Annotated in this window: 31 protein-coding genes; 16 read left to right on the forward strand and 15 right to left on the reverse strand. The window is 36.9% G+C overall.

The annotated features are described in order from the left end of the window. The first annotated feature begins 81 nt into the window (after positions 1-81). On the forward strand, positions 82-1,071 hold the full coding sequence (locus EHQ16_RS12145) for a P-loop NTPase family protein (RefSeq protein WP_135631915.1): 990 nt from the start codon (positions 82-84) through the stop codon (positions 1,069-1,071). Here the strand turns inward: EHQ16_RS12145 and EHQ16_RS12150 are convergent. From EHQ16_RS12150 to EHQ16_RS12180, 7 genes are all read right to left on the reverse strand, one after another. Next, on the reverse strand, positions 1,064-1,486 hold the full coding sequence (locus EHQ16_RS12150) for an acyl-CoA thioesterase (RefSeq protein WP_135631914.1): 423 nt from the start codon (positions 1,484-1,486) through the stop codon (positions 1,064-1,066). The genes EHQ16_RS12145 and EHQ16_RS12150 overlap by 8 nt on opposite strands. Next, a complete protein-coding gene (locus EHQ16_RS12155; RefSeq protein WP_135631913.1) occupies positions 1,486-3,126 on the reverse strand; it encodes a glycerol-3-phosphate dehydrogenase/oxidase in 1,641 nt (546 codons plus the stop codon). The genes EHQ16_RS12150 and EHQ16_RS12155 overlap by 1 nt, the downstream gene beginning before the upstream one ends. A gap of 4 nt (positions 3,127-3,130) precedes the next feature. After that, positions 3,131-4,057, reverse strand: coding sequence for a diacylglycerol/lipid kinase family protein (locus tag EHQ16_RS12160; RefSeq protein WP_135631912.1), 927 nt, complete (start codon positions 4,055-4,057; stop codon positions 3,131-3,133). After that, entirely contained in the window at positions 4,057-4,695 is a 639-nt protein-coding gene (locus tag EHQ16_RS12165) for a TetR/AcrR family transcriptional regulator (protein ID WP_135631911.1), read from the reverse strand. Before EHQ16_RS12165 ends, EHQ16_RS12160 begins: the two co-directional genes overlap by 1 nt. Then, the gene (locus tag EHQ16_RS12170; RefSeq protein WP_135631910.1) at positions 4,695-6,311 is read right to left on the reverse strand and encodes an FAD-binding oxidoreductase; all 1,617 of its coding nucleotides are present in this window, start codon (positions 6,309-6,311) and stop codon (positions 4,695-4,697) included. The genes EHQ16_RS12165 and EHQ16_RS12170 overlap by 1 nt, the downstream gene beginning before the upstream one ends. 87 nt (positions 6,312-6,398) lie before the next feature. Next, entirely contained in the window at positions 6,399-6,851 is a 453-nt protein-coding gene (locus EHQ16_RS12175; protein ID WP_135631909.1) for a VanZ family protein, read from the reverse strand. Positions 6,852-6,892: 41 nt separating this feature from the next. Next, positions 6,893-7,198, reverse strand: a complete 306-nt coding sequence (locus EHQ16_RS12180; RefSeq protein ID WP_002975595.1) for an HU family DNA-binding protein — start codon at positions 7,196-7,198, stop codon at positions 6,893-6,895. A gap of 177 nt (positions 7,199-7,375) precedes the next feature. Here EHQ16_RS12180 and EHQ16_RS12185 point away from each other — a divergent pair, with 177 nt between their 5' ends. Beyond that, on the forward strand, positions 7,376-8,653 hold the full coding sequence (locus EHQ16_RS12185) for an STAS domain-containing protein (protein ID WP_135631908.1): 1,278 nt from the start codon (positions 7,376-7,378) through the stop codon (positions 8,651-8,653). Continuing rightward, a complete protein-coding gene (locus EHQ16_RS12190; protein ID WP_135631907.1) occupies positions 8,654-9,202 on the forward strand; it encodes a hypothetical protein in 549 nt (182 codons plus the stop codon). It begins immediately after the preceding gene. Here EHQ16_RS12190 and EHQ16_RS12195 read toward each other — a convergent pair. Continuing rightward, positions 9,111-9,638, reverse strand: coding sequence for a hypothetical protein (locus EHQ16_RS12195; RefSeq protein WP_135631906.1), 528 nt, complete (start codon positions 9,636-9,638; stop codon positions 9,111-9,113). The two genes, EHQ16_RS12190 and EHQ16_RS12195, sit on opposite strands and share 92 nt — an antisense overlap. Positions 9,639-9,725: 87 nt before the next feature. On the opposite strand from EHQ16_RS12195, the gene EHQ16_RS12200 reads away from it, so the two are divergent. Together EHQ16_RS12200 and EHQ16_RS12205 are read left to right on the forward strand one after the other, a co-directional pair. After that, entirely contained in the window at positions 9,726-11,228 is a 1,503-nt protein-coding gene (locus EHQ16_RS12200; protein WP_135631905.1) for an HDOD domain-containing protein, read from the forward strand. A 2-nt stretch (positions 11,229-11,230) separates the two neighbouring features. Further along, positions 11,231-11,482: a hypothetical protein gene (locus EHQ16_RS12205; RefSeq protein WP_135631904.1), complete on the forward strand. Its 252-nt coding sequence runs from the start codon at positions 11,231-11,233 to the stop codon at positions 11,480-11,482. Here EHQ16_RS12205 and EHQ16_RS12210 read toward each other — a convergent pair whose 3' ends face one another. Next, on the reverse strand, positions 11,483-11,923 hold the full coding sequence (locus EHQ16_RS12210) for a Crp/Fnr family transcriptional regulator (RefSeq protein ID WP_135631903.1): 441 nt from the start codon (positions 11,921-11,923) through the stop codon (positions 11,483-11,485). A gap of 109 nt (positions 11,924-12,032) precedes the next feature. Here EHQ16_RS12210 and EHQ16_RS12215 point away from each other — a divergent pair, with 109 nt between their 5' ends. Continuing rightward, positions 12,033-13,112 (forward strand): acyltransferase, encoded by a 1,080-nt coding sequence (locus tag EHQ16_RS12215; protein WP_135631902.1) that lies wholly within the window; start codon positions 12,033-12,035, stop codon positions 13,110-13,112. On the opposite strand, the gene EHQ16_RS12220 is transcribed toward EHQ16_RS12215, so the two are convergent. Genes EHQ16_RS12220 through EHQ16_RS12235 form a run of 4 tightly spaced genes read right to left on the reverse strand, consistent with a single transcriptional unit; the run spans position 13,054 to position 15,925 of the window. Next, positions 13,054-13,656, reverse strand: a complete 603-nt coding sequence (locus EHQ16_RS12220; RefSeq protein WP_135631901.1) for an NADPH-dependent FMN reductase — start codon at positions 13,654-13,656, stop codon at positions 13,054-13,056. The genes EHQ16_RS12215 and EHQ16_RS12220 overlap by 59 nt on opposite strands. Further along, positions 13,653-14,297, reverse strand: coding sequence for a DUF1569 domain-containing protein (locus EHQ16_RS12225; RefSeq protein ID WP_135631900.1), 645 nt, complete (start codon positions 14,295-14,297; stop codon positions 13,653-13,655). The genes EHQ16_RS12220 and EHQ16_RS12225 overlap by 4 nt, the downstream gene beginning before the upstream one ends. Positions 14,298-14,304: 7 nt before the next feature. Next, complete coding sequence (locus EHQ16_RS12230) at positions 14,305-15,015, reverse strand: ParB/RepB/Spo0J family partition protein (RefSeq protein ID WP_135631899.1); 711 nt, start codon at positions 15,013-15,015, stop codon at positions 14,305-14,307. Continuing rightward, positions 14,999-15,925: a ParA family protein gene (locus EHQ16_RS12235; RefSeq protein WP_135631898.1), complete on the reverse strand. Its 927-nt coding sequence runs from the start codon at positions 15,923-15,925 to the stop codon at positions 14,999-15,001. Before EHQ16_RS12235 ends, EHQ16_RS12230 begins: the two co-directional genes overlap by 17 nt. Before the next feature lie 180 nt (positions 15,926-16,105). On the opposite strand from EHQ16_RS12235, the gene EHQ16_RS12240 reads away from it, so the two are divergent. Genes EHQ16_RS12240 through EHQ16_RS12255 form a run of 4 tightly spaced genes read left to right on the forward strand, consistent with a single transcriptional unit; the run spans position 16,106 to position 19,606 of the window. Continuing rightward, the gene (locus tag EHQ16_RS12240) at positions 16,106-17,164 is read left to right on the forward strand and encodes a putative porin (protein ID WP_208742294.1); all 1,059 of its coding nucleotides are present in this window, start codon (positions 16,106-16,108) and stop codon (positions 17,162-17,164) included. Between the two features lie 16 nt (positions 17,165-17,180). Further along, on the forward strand, positions 17,181-17,855 hold the full coding sequence (locus tag EHQ16_RS12245) for a M48 family metallopeptidase (RefSeq protein WP_135631896.1): 675 nt from the start codon (positions 17,181-17,183) through the stop codon (positions 17,853-17,855). Then, on the forward strand, positions 17,856-18,329 hold the full coding sequence (locus tag EHQ16_RS12250) for a low molecular weight protein-tyrosine-phosphatase (protein ID WP_135631895.1): 474 nt from the start codon (positions 17,856-17,858) through the stop codon (positions 18,327-18,329). It begins immediately after the preceding gene. A 5-nt stretch (positions 18,330-18,334) separates the two neighbouring features. Next, positions 18,335-19,606, forward strand: a complete 1,272-nt coding sequence (locus EHQ16_RS12255; protein ID WP_135631894.1) for an NAD(P)/FAD-dependent oxidoreductase — start codon at positions 18,335-18,337, stop codon at positions 19,604-19,606. Here the strand turns inward: EHQ16_RS12255 and EHQ16_RS12260 are convergent. Both EHQ16_RS12260 and EHQ16_RS12265 read right to left on the reverse strand, forming a co-directional pair. Continuing rightward, a complete protein-coding gene (locus tag EHQ16_RS12260; protein ID WP_135631893.1) occupies positions 19,592-19,846 on the reverse strand; it encodes a hypothetical protein in 255 nt (84 codons plus the stop codon). The two genes, EHQ16_RS12255 and EHQ16_RS12260, sit on opposite strands and share 15 nt — an antisense overlap. Continuing rightward, on the reverse strand, positions 19,843-20,271 hold the full coding sequence (locus EHQ16_RS12265) for a hypothetical protein (RefSeq protein ID WP_135631892.1): 429 nt from the start codon (positions 20,269-20,271) through the stop codon (positions 19,843-19,845). The genes EHQ16_RS12260 and EHQ16_RS12265 overlap by 4 nt, the downstream gene beginning before the upstream one ends. A gap of 92 nt (positions 20,272-20,363) precedes the next feature. Between EHQ16_RS12265 and EHQ16_RS12270 the strand changes: the two genes are divergently transcribed. The 6 genes from EHQ16_RS12270 to EHQ16_RS12295 are packed head-to-tail and all read left to right on the forward strand — an operon-like array spanning position 20,364 to position 25,700. After that, positions 20,364-21,203, forward strand: a complete 840-nt coding sequence (locus tag EHQ16_RS12270) for an alpha/beta fold hydrolase (protein WP_135631891.1) — start codon at positions 20,364-20,366, stop codon at positions 21,201-21,203. Positions 21,204-21,219: 16 nt separating this feature from the next. Then, on the forward strand, positions 21,220-21,762 hold the full coding sequence (locus EHQ16_RS12275) for a PaaI family thioesterase (protein ID WP_135631890.1): 543 nt from the start codon (positions 21,220-21,222) through the stop codon (positions 21,760-21,762). After that, positions 21,759-23,078 (forward strand): LIC20035 family adhesin, encoded by a 1,320-nt coding sequence (locus tag EHQ16_RS12280; protein ID WP_135631889.1) that lies wholly within the window; start codon positions 21,759-21,761, stop codon positions 23,076-23,078. Before EHQ16_RS12275 ends, EHQ16_RS12280 begins: the two co-directional genes overlap by 4 nt. After that, positions 23,069-24,049 carry an AAA family ATPase gene (locus EHQ16_RS12285; protein WP_135631888.1) on the forward strand — a complete coding sequence of 327 codons (981 nt, stop codon included), beginning with the start codon at positions 23,069-23,071 and terminating at the stop codon, positions 24,047-24,049. The genes EHQ16_RS12280 and EHQ16_RS12285 overlap by 10 nt, the downstream gene beginning before the upstream one ends. Continuing rightward, positions 24,050-24,868: a DUF58 domain-containing protein gene (locus EHQ16_RS12290; RefSeq protein WP_135631887.1), complete on the forward strand. Its 819-nt coding sequence runs from the start codon at positions 24,050-24,052 to the stop codon at positions 24,866-24,868. Further along, complete coding sequence (locus EHQ16_RS12295) at positions 24,861-25,700, forward strand: LB_053 family protein (RefSeq protein ID WP_135631886.1); 840 nt, start codon at positions 24,861-24,863, stop codon at positions 25,698-25,700. Before EHQ16_RS12290 ends, EHQ16_RS12295 begins: the two co-directional genes overlap by 8 nt.

A 25,700-nucleotide genomic window follows, 5' to 3' on the forward strand; every position in this document is an offset into this window, starting at 1 on the left:
TCTTCCATTGTGGATTTTTACGAATCTACAGTGGAAGATCCACTACCCTAATTTATTTTATGTTTTTAATGGCAACCACCCTTGATTGATACCCAAGAATCATTATCCCAACTGGTTTCTGAGGCACTACTCGGCGAAAAGTATCCAATTGCAAAAATCATTTCAAAAATTGAGACGGAAAAAAATTTAGAATTTCGTGAATCCTTATTCCATGAACTTTCAATTCAGAATCCGGATTCCAAAGAAGGACTTACAATTGGGATCACAGGAACACCAGGTGCCGGCAAATCCTCGTTACTCGGCGAGCTTTGTAAACTTTTTTTAGATTTTGCACCCAATAAAAAAATGGCTATTGTTGCCATTGACCCTTCTTCCAACGTCAGTGGAGGGTCCATTCTCGGTGATCGAACAAGAGTCACTCTTCCGAGAAGAGACACTCGTATTTATTTTAGGTCCCAACCGTCCCAATTGGAACTGGGAGGACTCAATCCTTACACCTTTCATGTCATCCGTTTCTTAAGAAGAATTTTCGATTACGTATTTGTGGAAACAGTAGGAATAGGCCAAAACGAAATTTCAGTTTCTCTTATTTCCGATTTATCCTTTCTTGTGATGCAACCTCTAGGTGGTGATCAAGTTCAATTTATGAAGTCAGGGATTATGGAAGTTCCAGAGGCATTTATCATCAACAAATGTGATGAAGAGTCTTTGGCAAATTCTAGTTATTATATGTTAGAATCCACTTTGGAATTCATCAAAGATATCCTTCCTGACCAGTCCCTTCCGCCTATCTTCAAAACTTCGGTTACCAAACGAAAAGGAATCGAGGAACTATTAAACTACATTTTAAATTACCAAAAACGAAAGGATAAAAATACAGAAACTCTCACCCAACTTATGCAGTGGATTCGGAATGAATATGGCAGATGGGGAATCTCCATTTGGGAAGAATTGGAATCTTCCAAATGGAACCAGGCTGTGAAACGAAATCCACTGGGTGGGATTCAGAAATTAAAGTATGAAGAAGAAGAACGTAAAATCGTTTCACTCATCCAAACAAAAATCAAATAAGGACTTTTAAAAAAACCTCTGGGATGGGGCAGGGTTTTCTTTCCGCATAATCAAAAAATACAATGGCTGTTTTGGCTCTCGCAATTTCTTTTCCCCCATTTTTATGGGTAATCACATAAACCATTTCCAAAGATTTTTTGGACACATTGTCCACAAAAAGTTGCATCATTAAATCATCTGGGAAAAAGGCCTCTGATTTATAAACAATGGCCACATCCGATACCACAATCCCCTTCCCTTCTACATTGATTTCTGTCCATCCATGCGAATGGAAAAACCGGGCTCGGCATTCATGGGTTAAGGTCAATATGGCATCATGAGCAAGATGGCCTGCGAAATTAATATCCGAGATTCGAACACTTAAGTCCGTAGAATAAATTTGTTTTTCTGGAATATCGATAGAAATTCTAGCCACTAGTCAACATACCATTTGTATCTTTCATCAACTAACTTAGATTCTTCTTTCAAACGATCTGCATTCCAACCTAATGTTTTTGCGATTTTTTTGTCTAACCTAGTTCGTTCTAAAGGATCAAGCGTCCCTACAGTACCAACTCCAGACCTTCTAAAATAAAAATCTGTTAAATGAAAGATATCTTCATGGATTACCATAGATTCAACTTCTTCTTCATAATAGATCTCTCCATTAGGGATCCGGTAAGAATCCTTACCTTCCAAGGATAAAATCTTCCAAGAGCCGCTACCATAACGACGTGCCAATGTTTCTAACTTCACACCTGAAACTTTTGGATACTTAAATTGTAATTCATTTACTAGTTCTTTTAAACTTTGGTATCGTCCACCTAGTAGTGGCGTAAATTTGGTGGCACAAGGAGATTCAGTCCCTTTGGAATAAATATCTATTGCATTCACTAAACTTTCTGCAACGGCTCGACTGGTAGTATATTTTCCACCTAACGCCGAGAAGAATCCAGGGAATCCTTCTTTTTCATAATGAAAGATTTCGGATTTTCTCGAAGCAGAATAAGTCCCTTCCGTACTTCCTGGATCTTCCACTAGTGGACGGAGGCCACCGTAATAATAATCCACATCTTTTAAAGTGAGTTTTGCAAAACCAAAACTATAATTCACTTCATCTAATAGATCTACAAGTTCGGATTGTTTGACTTTGAACGCATCTGGATCATCGTCGTAAGCAGTATCCGTGGTTCCTACAATGGTTTTACCACGCCATGGAATGACAAAAAGATGAGACCCATCTCTTTTGGATAACACGACACATTCATTTCCACAAATGTTTCTGACTACCGCATGGATCCCCTTGGAACGAACGAGTTTTTTCTCTGCTGTGACACCCGTCATGGATTCGATCACATCTGCCCAAGGACCTGCTGAATTCACAACAACCTTAGTAGAAACTAAAACCTTTTTTCCTGTAAGGGAATCTGTTAACCCAACCGTATAACCACCGCTATTTTGCTTTTTTAAGGTAGTGACTGCCAGGTAGTTGAATGCATGAGCACCCTTTTCCTTTGCGGATAAAATAAATTCCGTTGTATGTTTTTCTGGATTGGGATTGGCATAGTCGTAGTATTGAAAACTCCCTTTCAAGGATTTTCTATCGAGTCCTAAAACTTTGTAAATGGTTTCTCCCAAAGAGTTCCATCGGTACCTGGGCAATCGAACATCGGCATCGATCTCCTCATTACGATCAAAGGAAAGGGCATTGTATAGTTCCATTCCCAAAAATAATTGGATCCGTTGGAACCAGGAACGAATTGGGATGATAAATCCCATAGGTCTTACTGCATGAGGAGAAATTTTTGCAAGGTATCGTCTTTCAGAAAGTGATTCACGAACTAATCCAAATTCTAAATTCTTTAAGTACCTAAGTCCACCATGAATGAGTTTAGAAGTGGCTTGGCTCGTTCCAGATGCATAATCATTTTTTTCTACAAGTAAACAATTGTATCCGCGGAGAGTTGCATCCCAAAGAACATTCGCTCCCGTGATCCCACCGCCGATGATAATGATATCATATTCTTCTTTTAAATTTTTTAGACGTGAACTTTCATTTTTTGTAATTTGTTTCATGGTATTAACATTTGATAGGCAACACTTTTGGTAAAACTTTGAAATGGGCAGGAAGTTGGCCCATATTTTCACCATCCACATCGATAAAAACGTCTTCCTCAGACTCAGCAGTTAACTCAGTGATTTGTTTAGAGATGACTTTTGAATCATCAGACAATTTTCCCCGATACAAATATCCAAACTTCCTAAGGGTTTCCATCACTGTTACATCTTGAATTGCAAGAAAATCCATTTTCCCATCATCCAACTTTGCTTTGGGCGCAAACCACATCCCTCCACCAGCATACTCGCCATTTGCACAAACAATAAGGCGACATTTATTAGTGATTTTTTCGAATTTAGAAAGTGTAAGAGAAATCTTTTTGTTCGTGTAAGTAAATAAACAGAGAAAGGAGTACAATAAAAAAACACCTTTCCCACCTATGATGGAAGCAAGCCTTGATCTATTGACTTTATAAACGACTTCACCACCCATTCCAACATCTGCCAAATTTAAACATAGATAATTACCCTTTGTTTTGTCAGCTTTGGTGTAAGTGACTGCAATCAAATCAATGATTCTTTCTTTGCCTTCCAGAATTTGTTCCAGTGCTTTGATTGGATTTTTCGGGACTTTAACAGTTTTAATAAAATCGTTTCCTCTTCCTGCAGGAATCGGACTAAAGATAACATTTTTATTGATTAATTTCCCGTTTTCGAAAAGTCCATTGATGATATTAGAAAATGTTCCATCACCACCAATCCCAACAATCCAATGAAACCCTTGTTTTACGGATTCATTGGCAATGTCACGAGCGGCTTTCTCTTTGGTTGTGGCTTCAAATTCATAAGGGATTCCTTTTTTTTGTAACTCCGGTTCCACCCGTTTCCAAACTTTTGCAGAAAGACCTCCGCCGGATACAGGATTTAGAATCACTTTCATCTTTTTCATCAGGTCTCTCCTTTATTTCCAGAAAACAGCCCATAAAATAATACATGTTCAATTGTTTCTAAATAGGCTTTTTCACTTTTAATTTCATTTTGAAAATGCCCTTCCAGAATCACTTCCACAGCACCGCGAATCATACCCCAAGCCACTGCGACGTTGGGATAAGTTCCTCGGGAATTAATTAAGTTTTCTTGTTTTGCCTGTTTATAGATTTTTTCTAAAAGTGTTAGGCGGTTGGTTCTTTCATCCGTTAAAAGTTTACGCATGTCTTCAGAAACGTTATTAATGTTTAAGTTCACTCCGCATTGCCTAGCAACAACATACATATGGCGATCACCCAAACAATGATCGATGTAAGCCCTGATTGCTTTTCTAGACATTTCAATCGCAGACGGTTCATCAAAAGATTTTTCCAAACGTGTACGAAGACGTACATAATCTTCATACTGGATTCTTGCCATCAAATCATCTTTACTTTTGAAGTGGAGATAGATCGTTCCCCTCCCTATCTCCAATTGTTTTGCAATATCATCCATCTTAACAAGAGATGGATGTTTGGTTCTAAATAGTTCAATTGCACAGTTGAGAATATCTGATTCTCTTTGTGCAAACTCACGTTTTTTCCTTTCAGAAACACCCATTATTTAAGTCCTAAGAGTCCACCTGGATTCATAATTCCTTTTGGATCGAAAGTTTTTTTCAATGAGGACAAAATTCTAAGACCTTCTTTCCCCACTTCCCCTTCCATCCATGGAGATAACATACGCCCAATCCCATGATGATGAGACAATGAACCTCCATGTTTATGGATACTGTCTATGATTCCTTTGTGAAATTTAACAAAATCTGTGATTTCATTTTTTCCATTGATTGGGCTTAAGAAAATAAAATACAAATTGGCTCCGTTTTCATAAGCATGGGATATATGAACCATACAAGAAGTATTCTCATGACTTTTAATATATGCTCTTGTTTTTTCCCATAACTCATGCAGGTTTGACCAACTAACAGCAGTCTCTAAAGTATCTATTCGAATCCCTTCATCCATTAAATAATCTCTAAGATAAGCACTCGAATATCTTTGGTGTAACCATTTGTTTACAGGAGACTCACCTGTTGAGAACCCACCGTTTCGTTTTGCAATTTTTTTGATCTTCTTCAAAACTTGTTTTGCGTAAGCCGGATCACCATCAACGATGATATGCATAAGAGATCTTTCCATTGGTTTGTAACCAATGAATCGAAGGAAATAATCTTCTTTTCCACCGTGAAGCCCACTCATATGAAAAGAAATGTCTGTTTCTTCTGGGTCTTGGATACGGAAGAAATGTGGTTTCCCAAAACCGGCTTGCATCACATCTCTCATTGTTTCCACAGCCTTTTCAAAGTTTTTAAATATAAAAGATCCTTTGGCAGAATTTTCAGGATGAAATTTCCGAATCTTTAAAGTGGCTTTGGTAATGACCCCAAAACTTCCCTCTGTTCCTAGAAACAAACGAAATAAATCGGGACCGATGGATGCAGCAGGATAGGCTTTTGATTCAAACTTACCGGAAGGTGTAATCGCTGTTAGACTAAGGAGGATATCTTCCATTTTCCCATAACCGGTGGAAGCTTGCCCGGCTCCTTTGGCAGCGATCCAACCACCAACTGTGGAAAACTCAAATGATTGAGGGAAGTGACCACAAGTATATCCACGTTCGTTCAAGTGTTTTTCTAAAACAGGGCCATACACTCCTGCTTCCACAGTAACAGTAGAATCAATTGCGTTGAATTCAAGGATCCGATTCAAACGAGATAAATCTAAAGAGATTCCGCCTTTTGGAGCTTGTAATGCTTTTGTGACCGAGGATCCAGCTCCAAAAGGAATCACAGGGATTTTACCTGCATTGGCAAGTGCAATGATAGCAGTTACTTCTTGTTCCGACTTTGGTGATACAACTACATCAACAACATCTGTAACTTCACCGAATCTAGCTTTGTATATTTCTGTATAAAATTTACCGATGGAATGTTTTGCTCGAGAGGCATCATCTAACGAAACATTGTCTTTACCAACAATTTGTTTTAATTTAGCCAGAGTCGCTGTTGTAATTTTTGATTTTTTTAAAGTGGAAAGAGGGAGTTCTCCTTTGGGGAACGAAGCTTTAAACTCTTTATCTACAGGGAACTGCCCTTCCAAAAATTTCAATGTATGTTCTGGTAGTTTTTCTTCTACATCGGGAGATCCCCATTTATAAATATTCCGAGTTTGCATATTCGTATCCAAAAATTCTTATTTGTTCCAAAATTTGAACCAAGTTCAATATTTGACAACCAAAATACCTAAGGCAATCAAAAATCTTTAACCGCGAAATTCCTTAATGTACTCCGCTCTCACCTGATCCACAAAGTCATTTGTTAGATTGGTTCCAAATAATACAGATAAAGTTTCAACAAGCACATCGTCCAAATCAAACCCAATAAGAATCCATTCCATTAGTTCAAATGTAATGTCTAGTGCTGGTGTTGGATTTAACTCTGATTTACCTTTTGCAATCTCTAACAAGAGGTTGGTGATGCTGCCAAATTCTCCCTTTTCGATGAGGGAACGAATCTCTGTTGGATAAGATACCATTAACTTTTGTTTCATGGCATTGGGTGTGAAAATGATCTGGTCTTCAGTGAGATCCAGAGCTTTTAATAGATGGTCTTTTAGATTTTTTTCTGAATGATGGCTTTCTTGCCAAACAAGTAGAATTTTCTCTCCTACGAGAGAATCTTCAAACGGTAAAAAGGGATAAGGTTTTTTATCCATAAAATGCCCAGGGGGACACCCTCCTGGGGTCACAAACTAAATTATTTTTTTGGAGGCACAACTGCATCTTTACAAGTTTTAGAAAGTGTGAATTTAACAACAGTTTTAGCAGGAATTACGATCGCTTCACCAGTTGCAGGGTTTCTTCCTTTACGTTTTGGACGATTGCGTTTAACAAGTTTTCCTAAACCAGGAATGATGAATGCACCGTTTTTCTTAGTTTCTTTATACGCGAGATCAACAAAGGAGTCGAGGAACGCAGCTACGTTCTTTTTGGTCATACCAGTTATTTCAGCTAGTTCACTGAGCATTTCGGACTTCTTCATTGGGGTAGGAGTTGTTGCCATACTTTGATTTTCCTCTAAACCATTTAACGGTTACACATTATTTATAAAACTACATGATTTGGTACAAGACTAAATTGATTTTGGATACAATTTTTCTGCAAATTTCCTAAGAAAAACGAAGTTTTTGCAAAAAAACCTTTATTTCCCTAAGGAAAATGGGAATTTCTTCCAAAACTCATGACTTCACCCAAGTATAAAAAGGTCGTAGTGGTATTCAAACGTACCAAATACGAATTGGATTTGGAAACTTATGGCTCCATTCAAGCCTATAAAGAAGTCGCACGCCAAAATCCAGAAGTCTTTGAAAGGACTTTTGAATCACACGAAAGGCAATTACAATCTCGAGAATTTCTAAAATCCCAAGTATTTCCAAGCGCAGACTTTGTATTTCGAGAAAACTTTGACCCCGAGGATGGAACCAAATACGATTTGATCGTGGCTCATGGCGGTGATAACCACTTCACTTATGTGGCTCATTTAGCAGGCAAAACTCATTTAATCGGCTGTAATTCCGATCCTGATTCTTCAGTTGGAGCCCTCCTCGGTTTTACCGCAGAAGAATTAAAAGAGGCAACAAAAAACAATTTCAAACAAACGAAATTAGAGTCATGGTCACTTCTTGATACTGAAATTCAATATCCTAATGGAACCAAACTCAAAACAGTTCCTGCCATTTGCGAACTTTCTGTCCGAAACAATAGTCCTGATCTCACTTCAAGGTTTTGGATTTCTTACCAAGGGAAAAAAGAAGAACAAAAATGTTCAGGCCTCCTTGTTTATACAGGAGCCGGTTCCACAGGTTGGATCACCTCCTGTTTTCCCAAAAAATTCGCAGCTTTTTCCAAACATGAGCCGTTTTTCCATGTTTATTCTCGAGAAATTCGAGTGAAGTCCCGAGAAACAGAGTTTTCCTTGGCAGATTTCAGGGCTTTGGATCAAGTGGAAGTTATTTCTGAAATGAACGGTGGATTGGCCGTCGATTCCCTTACGGAAAGACATTATCCTTTTCCACCTTATGCCAAAGCGACAATTCGTTTATCGCCTGAGAAATTATTTGTAATTGTTCCGCTAAAGAGAGGGGAATCCATGCAAGACTTACCATACGAAATAGAACAAAAACGCATCAATGGAACCGTCATCGTCCAAATCAAAGGTCGTATGGAGTCGGGTCCACTCGATCGAATCACTCAAACGATCTTAGATGAAATGGTCGGAACCGATAGAAAACATCTGATTCTGGATTTTTCAGAGCTCAGATACATATCGAGTCTTGGAATTCGAATGATTTTAGATGTAAAAATGAACTTACAAAAAAGAAATAAAGAGATGGCACTCGTAGGAGTGACTAGTTCCATCCTCCAAGTATTTCATTTGTTAGGACTTTCCAATGCTTTTCAATTTTATAATGACCGTGAGGATGCATTGAAGTCATTTGAGGAGCCATCTAAGTCCTAGATGTCTCCAAAAATCTCGGTTTGGATCTCCAATTCGGTTTTTATATCTTTTATAGTTATTTCTCTACTCTATTCTATTGTTCATTTTGAAAATAGTTACTTAAAATCTGAAACTCTGACTCTATCAACTGAGAAAAACAGAAGTTTTGCGATTGTCCAAGAACTTTCACGTGTCAAAAACCAATTCCCCATTGCCTACCAATGTCACTATAGTTTTGGACTGAGTAACGGTTCGTTATACGAAATTACGGAACGGATTCCCTATTCTATCTACAAAAGACTTCGGTTAGGTGATACGATTGAGGTTTATAAAAAAGAAATTAGGATTTTTGGGAAACAAACGGCAATTTCGCAAATCAGAGGGAATGATGAATCACTCCCTCTTTTGGAAAACTTAGAAAAGTATTTTTTATACGGGTTTATCTATTTACTCGTATTAGTTGGTGTTACCCTGTTTACTAGGGTTTTGGGATTACTATCTCGAATTTATCCTTCGAAGCAAAAACCAACTGAGACTGACGAGATTGTTGCAAATAAAGTTCAGGATTAACATCAAAACTCACAAAACACATATATTTATCATGTTTTACGATGTACATATATTCTAAATAGTTTAAATGCGTGTTTTGTGTCATAAAACCACGGAGCCATTTACTTTCTCGATACACTCTTTCATATTGAACATTCGTAGCATCGATTTTTTTAATCGCTTCCACTGATTCTTTAGAATAATCGCGGCTCATGATTTCTTTTTTTAGCGTCTTAATCAAGTTATATTCTAGTTTTGCTTTATTAGGTGGCAAATTTTCAGGGCGGGTTTTATAGTAGTATTCGAATAACTCTTTATCCTGTCCCTCTTTTGCATCGTGATTCTCTTGGTTCACATCGGTAGAAGTAACTTGTGGTTTGGTATCCTGTGCAGAAATAGAGGCAACTGCTACAAATAACACAAGGGCAATAGGAAGGGATTTTTTTAAGAGTTCCATAGTCTTTATTATCGGAATCCCAATAGAAATTTCAAAATAAAATTTTCTGTTTTCAAAAAGAGAAACAAGGTTCAAAACAGGTTTATCATGTCGATTCCCCCACTCATTACCTTCCAGGAGGACTTCCTTTCCGGAAAACTAATTTCCAAAGAATATGTCCACTTTTCGGAAATCGACTGCCCGGAACTCGATGTGTGGATAGGAAGGATAGTTCGGAGTATCTCTTTAGAATTCCTCCATGAGATTCTATTTACAATCCTAAGTGAACTACTAGTAAACGGATGTAAGGCTAACGGGAAACGTGTTTTTTTCGAGGAACAGGGTTTGAATCTTTGGGATCAAAACGACTACAGCCGAGGAATCCCTCTTTACAAAGATGAATTTGGCCACAATCGCAAACGAGTCTTTTTGGCCCTAGACAACTCACCATACAAAATAACCCTAAGCACAATTTTCAAAGAAGATTATATTGAATTCAGAGTTCGCAATAATGCGAAAATCCTCCCAGAAGAAAAAAACAGAATCCTAAAACGAGTACAGGCATCTGCAAAATACAAAAATATAAATGATGCTTATCGTGAATCCATTGACAACGAAGAAAGTTCAGGACTTGGGATCGTTCTCATTCATATCTTACTCAGAAATTCTGGGATTTCTAATCAATTCTTTCAACTGATGACAACAGAAGATTATACTGAAGTCATCATCAGAATTCCGAAACAACTCATCCCAAAAGAAAACCAAGTCAATATCAAAAACCTTTTGGTTCGGGAAGTGAACAACCTACCTCCCCTACCCCCACAAATTCAAAAGCTCATAGTGATTGCGAAAAAAAAGGATGTAGATTGGCACGAAATATCTGCACAGGTAGAAAAAGATCCAGCCATTACAGCCGAGATACTCAAAATTGCAAATTCACCTTTATTCGGAGCTCATACACCGATCATCTCTGTTTTGGAAGGTGTAAAACGGATCGGACTTAAAAATCTTGAATCAATTTTTTTGACTTTAGGAGCCAAAAAAATACTTAACTCTCGTTATGCGAAACAAGTATTAGTTTGGACACATTCCTTTAAAACCTCGATGTATGCGAGATTTCTCATTGAAGATAGTAAAAAACACCTAAAATTATTAGAACCAGCAATCATTTGTGGGTTACTTCATGATCTAGGTAGAATGGTTCTCCTCTCCCTTGACCTAAGTCAGGTCAACCAAATTCGGGTTCTAAGGAGTGATGACAGTAACGAAATTTCAGAATGGGTGGAAGAATATACGTTAGGGACAACACATTCTGAAATAGGATATTTGATGTCAGAAAAATGGAAGTTCCCTGAAGAAATTCTAGATGTCATCCGTTACCATCACAAACCTTGGCAATGTAAAACCAGGAACAATATCCTTTGCCAAATCATTTATTTAGCGGATATTTTGGCAAATATTGGCCGAGGTAAAGGTAACTATTTCACTGTAGAACCCGAAGTATTGGAATATTTCGAAATTAAATCTGAAAAAGAATTTCGCGATATGCAAGATAGGTTTAAACTACAATTTGAGGAACATAGAGAAGAATACCAAAATCTCTTAATTTAGATATGAACTGGAAAGATTTACTCAATTTGGAAGATGTACAACTCGAAGATCCAAAACTTGCAGACGAATTCAATTTAGTTGGGCACCCAGAATATCCGAGTATTTCTTCACTCCCACCAGAAGAAACTTTAGAAATCCTAAAAGAGTTTTTGATGGCAGAAGGACAAATTGTAAATATCAAAAATCTTTTAAGTTATGCTCCCATTTTAGAAATCACATTAATCAAAAAAAACTTACCTACTATTTACGGATAATCACTCCACCTCTTGGACATCACTAATCCCAATTTGGTGTTCTTTCCCAACGTCATTACTAAACTCAATTTTCTTAGCCACTGATTTTTCCATACTACTAATGAGTAACTCATTGGTGCGAGCAAGTCTATCAGCCATAATCGAAACCATCTTTGCGGCAAACTTTGGATTTTTCACAAGAAAGTTTTCTAACTGTTGTTTACTCTCAATGACCGCAACTTCGCAATTTGTAATCGTTCGTGCAGTGGCACTTCTTGGATTAGAACTAAACAAAGCCATCTCACCAAAAAAATCACCCGGTTTCATCAGAGCCAGTCGGGTTTGGCTATTATTCACTGTAAAAAATATCTCAACGTTTCCTTGGAGGATGATGTACATCGCATTATTCAGTTCCCCTTCTTTGAAGATCCTCTGATTCGGCGGAATGTTGAGTTTGCTCATTGGTTCGTGGCTCCTGTATCTATTTTTGGCTATTTTGCCTAAAATCTGAATTCATTTTCCTTTCCCCCAGGAAATCTGAAAAGAAAATGCCTTAAAGGAGAAGACAATTATGGAATGGGAATTACTAGGGATCATACTAGCAGGTGTCGGGGCTTTGTATCTTTGGGTCTTTCGCATCCCCTACTCATTTCCGCACCCTCTCGCCAATCCTGTTGGGAGGGAAAATCGATTCGATATTCTTCGTGGATTTGCAATGATTGGAATTGTAATCATCCACATTCATTCTTACTTCCAATTTTTTCATCCCGCGGACACATCAGTGATCCGAACCACTTTGTTTCTTTCCAATTTATCCAGATTCTCTGTCCCATTATTTATACTAACATCTGCTATCTTTTTACGGAAAAAAGAAGGATATTGGATTTCAAAATTTAAGAACCTTCTGGTTCCGTATACATTCGCTTCTGTTTTTGGATATTTGGTAAAATATAATCATTATACAGTTTTGGAGTTTTTACAATTTTACCTATTAGGAAAGGTATTCGCTCCCTTTTATTTTGTCCCACTCCTGATTCAGTTTTATATTTTCTTCTATATTTTTGAAAAAATCCTAATGAACTCTAAGTATTCAAATTTATTACTTTTTGTCTCATTTTTTATCAATCTAAGTTCGAACTTAGGTTTTTTTGACTCTTTACTTCCAAAGGACTATCATTCTATATCTATTTTTAATTACATTTTTTTCTTTCTGTTGGGAATCCGAATTGGCCTTTCAAAAGAAGAAAAAAATAAACCCACCGCGAATGTATTTGTACTTTTCGGAACTTTTAGTTTAATTATTTTATTTTTCCTAACTTGTTTCAGTGGAGTCTACGTTATAGATTTTAAAAACCACCACTTAATTTATCCTATTTTTTTCTTTTTGGCTATTTGGGAAATCCTACCAAAGTTGAACCATAAAGTATCCAATTGGATTTGTTTTATTGGGACAAATAGCCTTTTTATTTTTCTTCTGCATCCTTTTGTGATTCATATGATGCATAGTTTTGACCCGTATTCCTTTGGTGGCCCATTTTTCGGTTACATTCTAACTTTGATTTTGAATGTAGGAATCCCTACTGCGATCGCAGTTATAGTCCAAAAGGGTAAGTCTTTATATCAATCACACCACTCTCTCGAACGGCAGTGAAAGCTTTTGCGTATTCAACTAAAACTTTCATTACATAACCAAGTCTAGCTCGAATATACTCGTCATCTTTCCCTTCTGGTGTTTCTGAATTTAATACGGATTCTACATGGCGAACAATCACATGATCTGGAAGGTAAACTATCCTAGTATTTTTGTAACTAGACATACGGAGTTCTGCATTTGGGTAACTTCCACCCATTCCACTCGAAACAGTAACAATCACCCCTGGTTTGTGAGAAATATCTCCGCCGGATAAATAAAGAAAAAAGTTTTTTAATGCGGGACTTGCCATTCCTGCATACTCTGGGGAAAGAAAGATATAAGCGTCCGCGCTTGCAAACCCCGCACTATACTCTATCCAAAACTTTTTGATTTCAGAATCTTTTTCCCACATTGCTGGCTCCCAAAGTGGAAGTGGGTTTCCACCCAAATCAAAAACTAAAACTTCGATCCCTTTTGTTTCTAATATTTTTGCTAAAAATTTTGCGACTTTCAACGATTGGGAATTTTTTCGGTGACTACCTGCGACTAAACATATTTTCATTTAGGCCCTCCACCTTGATTTTTGTTTCCCTTATGGTGAGTTTTCTTTTTATTCTTCCACTTTCTGTTGTTGTGACCGCTTGGTTTTGTATCACGATCGTCTTTTTTCTTTTGTGGATGGTGGTGATGTTTTTTATCCGTAAAAGCTTTTTCTTTTTTTTGTTCTCTTTCTTTTGCAAACCTTAACTTTTCATCACCATACAATTGGATATATCCAAACAAAAACATCGAAAGTATTCCGTGGATTCTTTCCCATTGTTTTTTATCTAATTCACCAAATACTGAATGTTCGGCAAAAGGACCTGAATGTAACTTAAATGCCGTTAAGGAAGTTTTTAGCCGAAGAAGAGCGGAATCGGAATCTCCCAAATCCTTTGGAGGGAACCCAGGTATTTGATTCGCTTTCGTATAACTGCCTTTGGATATAAGTTTCGCAAACTTGTATTTACCCAATAATTTATTGATTGTATTACGTTTATTCGTAGATCCAATTCTTTGTATCGATAACTCTATCGATTCTGCCAAAAAATCATAAACTTGGGTTAAACTAATGTCACCCTTTTGTTTTTTTTCACAAGCGATGATAATGGATAACTCTCTTTCGATATCTTCTATCGTTTTAAGTTTTAAATTTGATTTCATTTTTCCTCTATTCGTTGATCCCGTATTTCTTTTTAAGTAAACCCAATTCTTTTAAAAAGTTATCTCTAACTTTTCCACTAAGTTTACCGAAATTAATACTAATACGGTTTGTTCCAGACCCAACTCGGGGTGAAATGGTTTCACCCCCCCTATTCTCTTTTCGTTTTAGTAATTCTTCAAGGTTCTTAACTGATAGTGGTTTCCCACTAATCATAAGCTCCATAACCGACTTTTGATCCAATCTTGCGATACTACTAAGTTGTTTTACATATCTTCCACTGTAACCCAACAATTCGGAGACTTCTTCAGCAGTTTTTCTTTTTTCTTTTCTAAGGAATTGAATCGCCTTACCCACTTCCCATGGATTTAAGTTTTTCCTTTTTTCGTTTTCCGCAAGTGACATCTCATAACAAACATCTTCATTTGCATCCGTTATGATTGCCGGGATTTCTTTCCAACCCAATTTGATTGCCGCTCGGTAACGACGTTCCCCTGCAACAATTAGAAATTTACCCTTATCTTTTCTAACAAGGATCGGTTCAATCAAACCTAACCTTTCCATTGAAGGCAATAAGTCTGTAGTATCCTCACGTCCAATTAAACGAGGTTGGGTAGGATTTGGGAAAATCTGACTGAGCTCTAAATGAGAAGGATTCTTTTTCTTTTCAGAGTATGCAGAGATTAAATCTAAGGCTTGGAATTCAGTTTTTTTGGACATCGATTTTGTTTTTAACCTCGGAAGCAAGATCTCTAAAATTCTTCATAGTTGTTAGATCAATTTTGGCAAGGAAGGACATCTTTGCTTGCGCTTGTGGGATAGCCTCACGCCTTTGGATGACAGTTTCGAAAACTGGAAAATATCTTTTTACCCCTTCCGCCAAACCAGCAAGTGCCTTTTGTCCTTCGTATTGATTCAATACAGCTCCGAGAAGTTTCAATCGTTGGTTTGCTTTTTTCTGAATTTTTTGGAAGGTCTCATATAAATCTCTGATCCCTTGTAAACTAAATGCTCTTGTTTGGATAGGTACTAAAATGTAGTCAGCACAAATCAGTGCATTCTCCAAAATTAGACCGAGAGATGGAGGACAATCGATAATTATATATTCATACCTAGAACGAAGGGGAAGAATTGCTTCATTTAATAGTTCAAAATCATCTCTTTCATATGGCGTCGTGAGATTCGCAAGTTCCAAAGTCGACGGAAGTAAATCAAAATTTTCAGCAATGGTTCTAACTGCCGGTGTTATGTCCTTGGATTTTTTCCCACGATAACCTAAATAATCCATCACTGAAGGAACATCTTCTTTCAAGAACAGTTGGGTTGCATTTGCTTGGGGATCCCAATCGATTAACAATACTTTATGATTTTCGGAGAGGGCCTCAGCAAGGTATAGACTGATTGTTGTTTTCCCCTCCCCTCCCTTTTGGTTTGATACCGCAATCACATGACTATCTAACCCATCATCTTCAGTTGGCTCAAAATATTTCACCAAAACAGACTGTTTAAACTCACCCGTCTTCCAACCTGGAATCTTCAGACTAGTAGCCTTCGCAGAGAACTCACCCGTTTTCAAACCAACGAATTTAGCAGCTTCTTCTTCAGTTAGTGTAGTTTCTGTTTTGCCCATAACTTTCCCAAATGGTGCGCAAATCCGCCCAGACTGTCAATTTAATTATGTCTCCTAGGGGTGAAATCATTTCACCCCGAAACAAGACGGAGTTTGAAGAAATATACCAAGAAACATCACTTCACCTTTCCTTCATTTTAATTTAGGAATTTACAACTTAGAGGTAAAGTAGAACCTACGCTGGTGCCCAAAATATCTAAGATTCCATTTTTATTTTTAATTCTAAGCCTAAACGCAGCCTCCGCAGAAGTAATCTGGGGACCAACGTTAGAAAGATCAGGTGGTGAGTACATTTTTGAGACTGGAAATAAGTATCCAAATCTATCAGGAATTCGAGGCGGATCCAGAATTTCTTTTCCGAGAACTTTTTCGTTATTTGGAATCCAAGGAATTTACACGAAAGATAAAATTGAAATTAGCGGAGCACTAAAAACTACAGGTTGGTACCAAAAATCGGGGGAAGCTCGTGATGAAGATTTTTTTCTCGGATCAGTATCTACTGAGAACACAACCAATATTGCAACACGTGAATGGAGTTACCGTGACTCAGCTACTATCTATTCCGGTAGTCGTAATTTTGCTGATGGTAAAGGGAAATCGACTGTCTTTGAAAACCGAGCCGAACTCTATGGAAGATACTATTTCCAGACAGGAAACCCTAACTATTGGATAGATGGTTCTGGTTTTTTCCTTTCCGTCGGAGCCAGATATTCTTACTTTAAATACATTTTCTATGACGTAAATCAATACATCGAATCTACTCCAGTGTTCTACGGTCCTATTGGAATGGGACTTACCTTTTCAAATGACTTGTGGGAGTTTTTTGGAGGTGGCGGATACAGATATTCCTCCGGTAATTTTTATGCGGATTTTAGTTTTATGCCATCTTTCGGAAGGATTAAAACCAGAGACTTTCATGTGCAAAGATCCATTAACTTTTTTTCGGAAAACTATGGATTGGGTTGGGCATCAAAAGCAGAAGTTGGTTACAAAATGGGACCAAGTTGGCTTAGTTATATCAGAATTAATCACAGAAGGTTTTTTTCCGAAGGAAGATTCACTTCCCAAGGTGGATTGACAAGGGATGACTTAACTTCTAATTTAGTGAGTGGATTCAAATCACATATCAACATCAAAGATTATTCCATCGAAATAGGAGCTCTAAATAAATTGGATTGGTCCCCTGGCTCCAACAGGTCAGAAAATTCTGAAAAAGTAGTACCTAATACAGAGGAATAAAACTATCTAATACATAATGGTAGAATTTGAAATAGAAAGGAGAACTACGAAAGGAAGGAACATTTCTCTTGTAGTTTACCAAAATGGGAAAGTAGTTTTAAAACACCCAGCGAGAGTTCCCAAAAAACAATTAGATGATTTTTTAGCTGAAAAAAAGGATTGGATTCTTTCAAAACTGAAGGGACTTCCAAAGGATATACCCCAAAAATTAAAGTTCCAAACCGGAGAAAAAACCCATATATTCGGAGAACTAAAAACTATTTACGTAACTCCGAATCAAAAATTTGATTTGGTAAGTGATACCTTTCAGATTCCCAAAACAAAAAGTGAAAAAGCCAGCATCCGAAAAGGAAAACTCATCTTAAAAGAAGTTCTTTTAGAAAAAATAATACCTTTAATCGAATCTACATCCATCGCCTTAAATACAAAAGTTACAAAGTTATCGATCAAACCAATGCGTTCTTTATGGGGAAGTTGTAATTCCAAAAATCAAATATCTTTGAACTTAAGTTTAGTCCATTGCCCAGAAACAATCATTGAATATATTGTCCTACATGAAATTGCACATACCATTGAACACAATCATTCACTTAGGTTCTGGAAAATTGTTGAATCACAAAATCCCAACTACAAATTAGCAGAGAAGTGGCTAAAAGAAGTCGGGAAAAAATATATCTATTACCTTAATTAAATGAAAGAAAAAACAAAAGTTCTATTTATCTGCCTAGGAAACATTTGCCGTTCACCCGCTGCGGAGGGCGCATTTGAAAATCTAGTAAAACAAAGGAACATAGAGAAATCATTTGAAATCGACTCTTGTGGGACTTCAGGATATCATGATGGTGATTTACCCGACCCGAGAACTAGAAAGGCAGCAGAAAAAAGAGGAATCTATTTAACCCATAAATCCAGGAAACTTACTACAAACGATCTAAAGTATTTTGACTATTTATTAGTTATGGATGAGAACAATTTCAAAGATGTAATCAGTCTAACAAGAGAAACAAAAATTCAGGAAAAAATATTTCTCTTTGGCCAATTTAGGAGCGATAAAGGAGAACCAATTGTCCCAGATCCGTATTACAAAACCGAAGTGGCATTTGATAAGGTTCAGGATCTAGTTGAGGATTGTTCCCGTGGTTTTCTAAATTTTTTAGGAGTGTAAGTCAAATGACCCAAATAAAGAAAAAAGTATTAGTTGTAGGAGCCGGTTTCGGTGGATTACAAGTAATCAAAACTCTGGCAAACCATAAGTCCTTTGACATTACAGTTGTTGACAAAAAAAATCACCACCTTTTCCAACCGCTCTTATACCAAGTAGCAACTGCAGTGTTGTCACCAGCGGACATTGCGATTCCCTCAAGATCCATCACAACCAAATACAAAAACGTAAAAATTTTACTAGGAGATGTCACTGAAATCGATTTCAAGAATCGACAGGTAAAGTTTCAAAATAATTCAGAAACTTATGATTACCTAGTTCTCGCAACAGGAGCACGTACTAGTTTTTTTGGGAATCACTCTTGGAAAGAAAAAACCTTAGGTTTAAAAAATCTAAAGGATGCACTAGCAATCAGGAGGAGGATCCTTCTTTCCTTCGAACAAGCAGAACTAATCGGTAACTACGAAAAAGCAAAAAGTTTTATGCACTATGTAATCATTGGAGGAGGGCCTACAGGGGTTGAACTCGCAGGCTCAATTGCTGAACTTTCACATAACATCATCAGAAAGGATTTCCGAAATATTGATTCTGGAATGACAAAAGTGACTCTTATCGAAGCTGGGCCAAGATTACTCACGGCATTTAGCGAGAAATCAAGTGCATTTACCAAAGAAAAATTAGAGAGTAGGGGCGTTGAAGTTTTGACAAACTCTCCCGTTTTAGATATTACCGACTCCGGTGTCGTATTAAAGGACAGAACCATAGAATCAAAAACAGTAATATGGGCTGCTGGAGTGGAAGGATCCGAATTAGCAAAAAATATTCCGATTAACAAAGATAAGGCGAACAGAATTATAGTAGATGAATTTTGCCGAACAATTGAATATCCGGAAGTATTTGTGATAGGCGATGCGGCCAACTATAGCAAAGGTCTCAGTAGGCCATTGCCAGGGGTCTCTCCCGTGGCGATGCAACAAGGCAGGTATGTTGCTAAAATCATTGATTCCATCGAAAAGAAAAAACCACTCTCACCGTTCCACTATTTTGATAAAGGGAATATGGCAACCATTGGGAGAACTGACGCTGTTGCAGAATTTGGGAAATTTAGATTAAAAGGAATTTTGGGATGGCTCGGATGGCTATTTGTACATCTTGTGTATCAAGTTGGATTTAAAAATAAAGTAAGTACCCTACTCAGTTGGGTATGGAGTTATTTGACTTTCCGAGCAGGGTCTAGGCTTATCCAAGAAGAGATGGATGAACTTTCAGTTCGATCTTAGGTTGTAACGATTTTTCTCTGACTCCGAAATGCATTTTTTATAAGACAATTCGGTATTTGTGATCCAAACTGTAGAGTTAAGTTCGGTGTTACCATTTGTTGTATGTCTTTCTAAGATTGGTAACATAAAAATATAACTATTGTTTCTTGTTTTTTCACATTCTTCTCGAATTTGACCCTCACGAGAAAATTCTGAACAATGAATCAAAAACAAAACTAAAATTAAAAAAATACGAATCATTTGGATTGTTCTAAAAGAGTTTTTAATTTTAAAAGTTCTGAATAGTTTTCTTTCGAAAGAGAACTTTGATTTGTATCTAAAAACTGTATATCTTCTTCCGCTTTAAGCAGTTGAGATTGTTTATATTCAGGTTTATGAGTCACCTTTAAAACCACTTCACCTTTATAGCCTGTATCGCCGTTTGCTTCCAAAATCGTGGACTTAACTCGTTTCAAATACACAGGAAGTAGATTTTGTATCGGAACATCTTTCCCATATTCAGTAATTCCGAAGGTAAGTAAGGTAATTTTTTTTCTATGAATTTCTGTTGAATCCGCTTTTTTTTCACAGTCTTCTAAACTTGCACATATAACCTTTGGTTTAGAATCCGAGAAAAGTGGAATTCCTTGGAGAATCAGCAATACAATCAAAAGAAAATGTTTCATGGAGAAATTACATAAAAAATACAAAAAAGAATCAAGCCTAAATCCAAAAGATAAATGTTTACAATGAGGAGGAATTGAAAAGGCTTAGGTATATGTTACCGATTTCTATTCGCACAAAATTCCACTCTATCGAGGGAGTAGAGTGGGGGAATCCACAGGGGATACCGATCCTTGCCTTTCACGGTTGGCTGGACAATGCGAATAGTTTTGCACCTCTCGCAAAATATTTTCCCGAATATCGTTTTATATCCATCGACTTCCCAGGTCATGGGAAATCCAGCCACAAACCAGAAAATACCGTTTATTATTTTGCAGAATACGCATTGGAAGTTGTTTCTATAGCCCAAGCCTTAGGACTCGAAAATTTTATCCTTATGGCACATTCAATGGGTGCCGCCGTTTCAACGTTAGTTGCCGGGACAAATCTTTTAAAAATCAAAAAACTTATCCTTATCGAATCACTAGGACCTCTCACCAATTTATCTGAGTCGGCACCAGATATACTGGCAGAAGCGATGAAACAAATCCTTCATCCAAGAGGGAAAAAAGAAACATTTTTTCCAGATATGGAGTCCGCTGTAGGTGTTAGAATGCGTGCAGGTGATATGAAATTAGAATCTGCAGAAATTCTTATGGAACGCGGGATAGAAAAAACGCCAAAAGGATTAAAACCCAGACGGGATCTAAGACTCCACTACAATTCATTTTTTCGATACACCGAAGAACAAATTGAATCTTTTTGTAATCGTATCGAATGTCCAACATTACTAATATTAGGTGATAAATCAGGATTCCCTATTGCAGAAAAATACAAAAACAGAAAAAATGCTGTAAAAAACCTAAAAGAAGTAATCCTACCTGGAGGACACCACTTACATATGGATTCTCCAAAGGAAGTGTCCTCTGCCATTTTAGAATTTTTAGAAAATTAAATATTAAGGAGAAAGAATGAATCAACCTATAGAAAATCCTTCTAAACATGGTTACGAAATCCATCACGATACTTGTTTTGGCTGTGGGAAAGAAAACCCATTGGGCCTTATCGCAGATTTCACCTTTCATGATGAAACGGGAGAGGTGAACTTTACTTATAGTTTTAAAAAAATGTACAATGGTGCTCCGGGATTTGTCCACGGGGGTATCCTTTCCACAATGTTAGATGAGGCAATGGGTGGACTATGTTTTCACTTAGGATATATCGTTATGACAGACACAATGAGTTTCAAATTCCATAAGGCAACACCTGTTGAAAAAGAATTACTCATCCGAGCCTGGCCAATCAAAAAAGCAAAACGTAAAGTATTATTAGAATGTGAACTCACATCTCTCGATGGAGAAATTTTATACGTAAAGGGAGAGGGTGCCTTCCATATCCTTCCTCCTCGTTTTTTCTCCGAGAAATTGACCGGAGGAAAAATAGCGATTGCGAATGAATTGCTATCAGTAAATAAATTGAAACGCGCACATCTCTTCGATAGGATAGAAACATGAAAAACAAACTTCTTTACTTAATCATCATCACACTGACTTTACAATGTTCAGGTGGCTCCATAAAAGACGGGTCAGGTGACCAAGAATTTGAGCTGAAGTTTTCTAAAGGCAAATGGATACGCACAGAACGTTTCAAAAACTCTGGCGGAATTCGTGCAGTGGGAGAAGTAAAGGCAGAATGTGGTGGAGCCAAATGTACAGAAGACCAGGTAGCAAAGTTTGCTGCACCTAAGATAAAATCTCTACCGAAACATGGCTCTTGGGAAGAATACATTCAATTCGAACAACCAGGATCAACAGCTGAAAATCCAAAATATAAATCCACACTTGACCAAGTAGGGGAATATAATGATGGCAAAAAAATTGGAATCTGGAAAAAACCCGACCCAGAAAATCCACAAAAATACATTGCAGAAACACCATGGGTGGACGGCAAAAAAGAAGGTGTAGCAAAAACCTTTGATAAACAAGGTACTGTTACTTCTGAAACAAGTTATGCGGATGATAAAAAAAATGGCCCTTATTATAGAAAGAATAACAAAGGTGAGTGGGTAGAAAAAGGATCTTTCAAAGATAACGAAGAAGACGGAGAGTGGATTTATTATTTCGTAGGTGCCGATGGAAATGGAATCAAAACCAAAGTTTCATTCAGTAATGGTTTAAAAAACGGACAAGAGATTAACTATTACAAAGATGGGGCAGTCGAATCACAAGGTTCGTATTCATCTGATATTCGTAATGGATTATGGAAAATGTTTGGAGCGAAAGGAAATTTACTCGCAGAAGGAACTTATTCCAAAAAAGAAAATTCCGAAAACTTAGACATTAAATATGAAAGAACCGGAACCTGGAAAGAATACTATGCTGATGGAAAAATATTTGGAACAGGTTCAAGAAAACATACTAGAACTGGCGAATGGAAGTTTTATTATAAAAACGGACAAATCGCTTACCAAGGGAATATGGCAAACGAAAGTATGTTAGAATCTGCTAAAGTTTATGACAACACTGGCAAAATTCTAGGTGAAGGAAAATTGTTCTTTTCGCTAGTAAAAATTGATGAAGAAACACAAGATTTAAAACTAAATTATAAACCAAGCATACCTTATACTTACTTTTATCCTTCTGGAAAAAAAAGAATGGTGATTCGTTCCACAGAAGATGCTACTGAATATTCAGAAGATGGTAGAGAACTAGGAAAAGGGCCTGTAGAACCTCAAGGAAGAAAGATGGGATGTTGGACCATTGGAGGCAAAACAGAATACTATATGATTGATAAACCAATGCCAAAAATGACTCCTTCACAATGCAAATAAACAAAGAACAAATCACAGAAATCTCCGACCAAGTAAAATTACTTCGGTCGGAACTATCCGAATCCATCTCAGGGATGGAAAATGTCATCCAATCTCTATTTGTCGGTTTAGTTGCCAACGGACACGTGTTACTCGAAGGAATGCCTGGCCTCGCAAAAACCCTTGTGGCAAAAAACTTAGCGTCTATCATTGATGCTAAGTTTTCCCGAGTCCAATTTACTCCAGATTTGTTACCGGCAGACTTAACAGGAACAAATATCTTTAATCCTAAAACCTCATCTTTCGAAATACGGAAAGGGCCCATTTTCACAAATGTTTTGTTAGCTGATGAAATCAACAGAGCACCGGCAAAAGTCCAGTCAGCTCTATTACAATGTATGGAGGAAAGACAAGTTTCAATTGCTGACGAAACCTTTGATCTGGAACCTCCTTTCTTTGTCATCGCAACACAAAATCCTATTGACCAAGAAGGAACCTATCCACTTCCAGAAGCCCAACTCGATCGATTTCTATTTAAGGTAGTTGTCACTTATCCTTCTTTTGAAGATGAGGTGGCCATCTTACACCAACACGGAAATTTAGATTTTTCCAAAAAGAAGTCTAAAAAAGTAATGAAACCGAAGGAAATCCATAAGATCTCCGAAATTTCAAACAAAGTCTTCGTAGAACCAAAATTACAAAACTATATTGTTAATTTAACAAGAAATACAAGACCCGAAACAACGAGTGACAATGAATTAAAAAATTTCATCCAACATGGAGTGAGTCCTAGGGCTAGTCTCGCAATGTTAAAGGTAAGTAGGATCAACGCTCTCTTAGAAGGAAGGGATTTTGTAATCCCTGAAGATATCCAACGTTTTTTCTCAGAAATTGTAAAACATAGACTTCACTTATCCATTGAAGCAATTAGCGAGGATATCAGCACAGATTCTATCATCAAACGAATCCTATCTGTCACGGAAGTTCCATAGATGTTATCTCCAGAGTTAAAACGACTACTTCAAGTTTTACAATGGGAAACTAAAAAAAAATTTTCCTCTACCAAACAAGGCCTTCTTACCATGTCCGAACGGGGGAGGGGGCTTGATTTCAAAGAAGTACGAAACTATCACTACGGTGATGATATGCGTTATATTGATTGGAACGTAACCTCTCGCACAGGAGAACTTTATACAAAAGAATACTACGAAGAACGAGATGCTTCGATTATTATCTTTTATGATACAAGCGTTTCTCTTAGTAGCTCGAAAAGAACTACAGCTTTTCAAATTGCGCTCTTTTTATCTTTATTCCATATCAAAATGGGAAATCGAGTATTACTTGTTCCATTTTCTGATCACCAATTGGCACCCGGCAAATGGCTTCGCACAGAAACCGATATTTTTTTAGCATTTGCAAAAATTGCAAAACAGGAGAATGGCGAAGGCACCAATTATGCAGAGGCTTATCAATTTGCATTCCGTTTGCACCCAAAACATGCGGTTTCCTATTGGATTTCTGATTTTAATGATTTTTCGAATTATCTAAAAACAAATAAAATACCAAAAATTTGGGAACCAATTGGAATTTGGATTCAAGATGAAATAGATACCTTAAAGTTTCCTCTTTGGCTTCGGATGTTCCAAAAAATATCTGAAGAAAATATTGGTTTTCGAGAAAATGAAAATACGTATCAAAAAGATTTAAAAGCAGCTAAATCATTTTTTGGTGTACAACTTGTACAAATCAACCCAAATACAAAACTTTCACAACAAATCCTACCACTATTTAAAATCAAACGAAATGGATAAATACATCCTTATATTCTTATTATCTTCGGCTTCTATTTTTGGTTCACCAAAAGAAATGGTTTTAGAAACCGATATCTATGTAGGAGATACAGTTCATTACCAAATAGAACTATCAGAGCAAACAGAAACCGAGTTATACATAGAAGAAGGAGAAATCTATGAAGATGACACCATGCCATCTTATAAAATTTTCAATGTACAAAAAAAAGAATCAAAATTAGAGGCTTCTATCATTTTTTTTAAACCCGGTAATTACGTTTTACCAGTATCATGGGAGCAAAACGACGAAAAAATTAAATCCTCCTTATCCATCAAAGTGAAATCTCAACTTTTAGGAACAGAAACGGATATCGAAGATATAGAACCTCCCTTTGTTTTTTCTGGGCCTTATTTTTTTCGCTTATTCATCATTCTTTTAATCACCGCTATCAATTTGTATTTACTCTACGCTTTATATTTGTATTGGCGCTCCAAACCAAAGGTTGTGGATGCTTTTTGGGAGAAACAACCTATTCTTGAAGAAACAAAGAAACGACTCCATATCATTGAAAGTTACTTAGAATCAGAGAATATTTACGAAAAGGAACTGGCATTTAAAATCAGCGAATACCTCAAAGAAGTATATTCTAAAAAATTAGAAGAGAATTTACTTGGAAAAACAGATTCTGAATTTCTTGCAGACCTCTCCAATAAAACACATATTAAAAACGAAAACTTAAGAGAGTTAAGAATCTATTTTAGAAATACCAAGTATGATGAAAATCATACCAAACTCGACAAAGAAAGTGCATATTCCGTCTGGGAAAAAATCAAAAAGGATTTTGAATTATAA

This window comes from Leptospira kanakyensis, assembly GCF_004769235.1.
Lineage (GTDB): Bacteria > Spirochaetota > Leptospiria > Leptospirales > Leptospiraceae > Leptospira_A > Leptospira_A kanakyensis.

Bases quoted from the DNA above. Each gene is read 5' to 3' on its own strand.
- EHQ16_RS12170 (WP_135631910.1), bottom strand. From the start codon at position 6,311: ATGCAAACTCGGAATATTTATAAATGGGGATCTCCCGATGTAGAAGAA.
- EHQ16_RS12175 (WP_135631909.1), bottom strand. From the start codon at position 6,851: ATGGATAAAAAACCTTATCCCTTTTTACCGTTTGAAGATTCTCTCGTA.
- EHQ16_RS12185 (WP_135631908.1), top strand. From the start codon at position 7,376: ATGACTTCACCCAAGTATAAAAAGGTCGTAGTGGTATTCAAACGTACC.
- EHQ16_RS12195 (WP_135631906.1), bottom strand. From the start codon at position 9,638: ATGGAACTCTTAAAAAAATCCCTTCCTATTGCCCTTGTGTTATTTGTA.
- EHQ16_RS12250 (WP_135631895.1), top strand. From the start codon at position 17,856: ATGAAAGAAAAAACAAAAGTTCTATTTATCTGCCTAGGAAACATTTGC.
- EHQ16_RS12180 (WP_002975595.1), bottom strand. From the start codon at position 7,198: ATGGCAACAACTCCTACCCCAATGAAGAAGTCCGAAATGCTCAGTGAA.
- EHQ16_RS12165 (WP_135631911.1), bottom strand. From the start codon at position 4,695: ATGGGTGTTTCTGAAAGGAAAAAACGTGAGTTTGCACAAAGAGAATCA.
- EHQ16_RS12220 (WP_135631901.1), bottom strand. From the start codon at position 13,656: ATGAAAATATGTTTAGTCGCAGGTAGTCACCGAAAAAATTCCCAATCG.
- EHQ16_RS12235 (WP_135631898.1), bottom strand. From the start codon at position 15,925: ATGGGCAAAACAGAAACTACACTAACTGAAGAAGAAGCTGCTAAATTC.
- EHQ16_RS12255 (WP_135631894.1), top strand. From the start codon at position 18,335: ATGACCCAAATAAAGAAAAAAGTATTAGTTGTAGGAGCCGGTTTCGGT.
- EHQ16_RS12230 (WP_135631899.1), bottom strand. From the start codon at position 15,015: ATGTCCAAAAAAACTGAATTCCAAGCCTTAGATTTAATCTCTGCATAC.
- EHQ16_RS12280 (WP_135631889.1), top strand. From the start codon at position 21,759: ATGAAAAACAAACTTCTTTACTTAATCATCATCACACTGACTTTACAA.
- EHQ16_RS12210 (WP_135631903.1), bottom strand. From the start codon at position 11,923: ATGAGCAAACTCAACATTCCGCCGAATCAGAGGATCTTCAAAGAAGGG.
- EHQ16_RS12290 (WP_135631887.1), top strand. From the start codon at position 24,050: ATGTTATCTCCAGAGTTAAAACGACTACTTCAAGTTTTACAATGGGAA.
- EHQ16_RS12245 (WP_135631896.1), top strand. From the start codon at position 17,181: ATGGTAGAATTTGAAATAGAAAGGAGAACTACGAAAGGAAGGAACATT.
- EHQ16_RS12225 (WP_135631900.1), bottom strand. From the start codon at position 14,297: ATGAAATCAAATTTAAAACTTAAAACGATAGAAGATATCGAAAGAGAG.
- EHQ16_RS12205 (WP_135631904.1), top strand. From the start codon at position 11,231: ATGAACTGGAAAGATTTACTCAATTTGGAAGATGTACAACTCGAAGAT.
- EHQ16_RS12260 (WP_135631893.1), bottom strand. From the start codon at position 19,846: ATGATTCGTATTTTTTTAATTTTAGTTTTGTTTTTGATTCATTGTTCA.
- EHQ16_RS12190 (WP_135631907.1), top strand. From the start codon at position 8,654: ATGTCTCCAAAAATCTCGGTTTGGATCTCCAATTCGGTTTTTATATCT.
- EHQ16_RS12160 (WP_135631912.1), bottom strand. From the start codon at position 4,057: ATGAAAAAGATGAAAGTGATTCTAAATCCTGTATCCGGCGGAGGTCTT.
- EHQ16_RS12200 (WP_135631905.1), top strand. From the start codon at position 9,726: ATGTCGATTCCCCCACTCATTACCTTCCAGGAGGACTTCCTTTCCGGA.
- EHQ16_RS12215 (WP_135631902.1), top strand. From the start codon at position 12,033: ATGGAATGGGAATTACTAGGGATCATACTAGCAGGTGTCGGGGCTTTG.
- EHQ16_RS12285 (WP_135631888.1), top strand. From the start codon at position 23,069: ATGCAAATAAACAAAGAACAAATCACAGAAATCTCCGACCAAGTAAAA.
- EHQ16_RS12295 (WP_135631886.1), top strand. From the start codon at position 24,861: ATGGATAAATACATCCTTATATTCTTATTATCTTCGGCTTCTATTTTT.
- EHQ16_RS12265 (WP_135631892.1), bottom strand. From the start codon at position 20,271: ATGAAACATTTTCTTTTGATTGTATTGCTGATTCTCCAAGGAATTCCA.
- EHQ16_RS12275 (WP_135631890.1), top strand. From the start codon at position 21,220: ATGAATCAACCTATAGAAAATCCTTCTAAACATGGTTACGAAATCCAT.
- EHQ16_RS12155 (WP_135631913.1), bottom strand. From the start codon at position 3,126: ATGAAACAAATTACAAAAAATGAAAGTTCACGTCTAAAAAATTTAAAA.
- EHQ16_RS12270 (WP_135631891.1), top strand. From the start codon at position 20,364: ATGTTACCGATTTCTATTCGCACAAAATTCCACTCTATCGAGGGAGTA.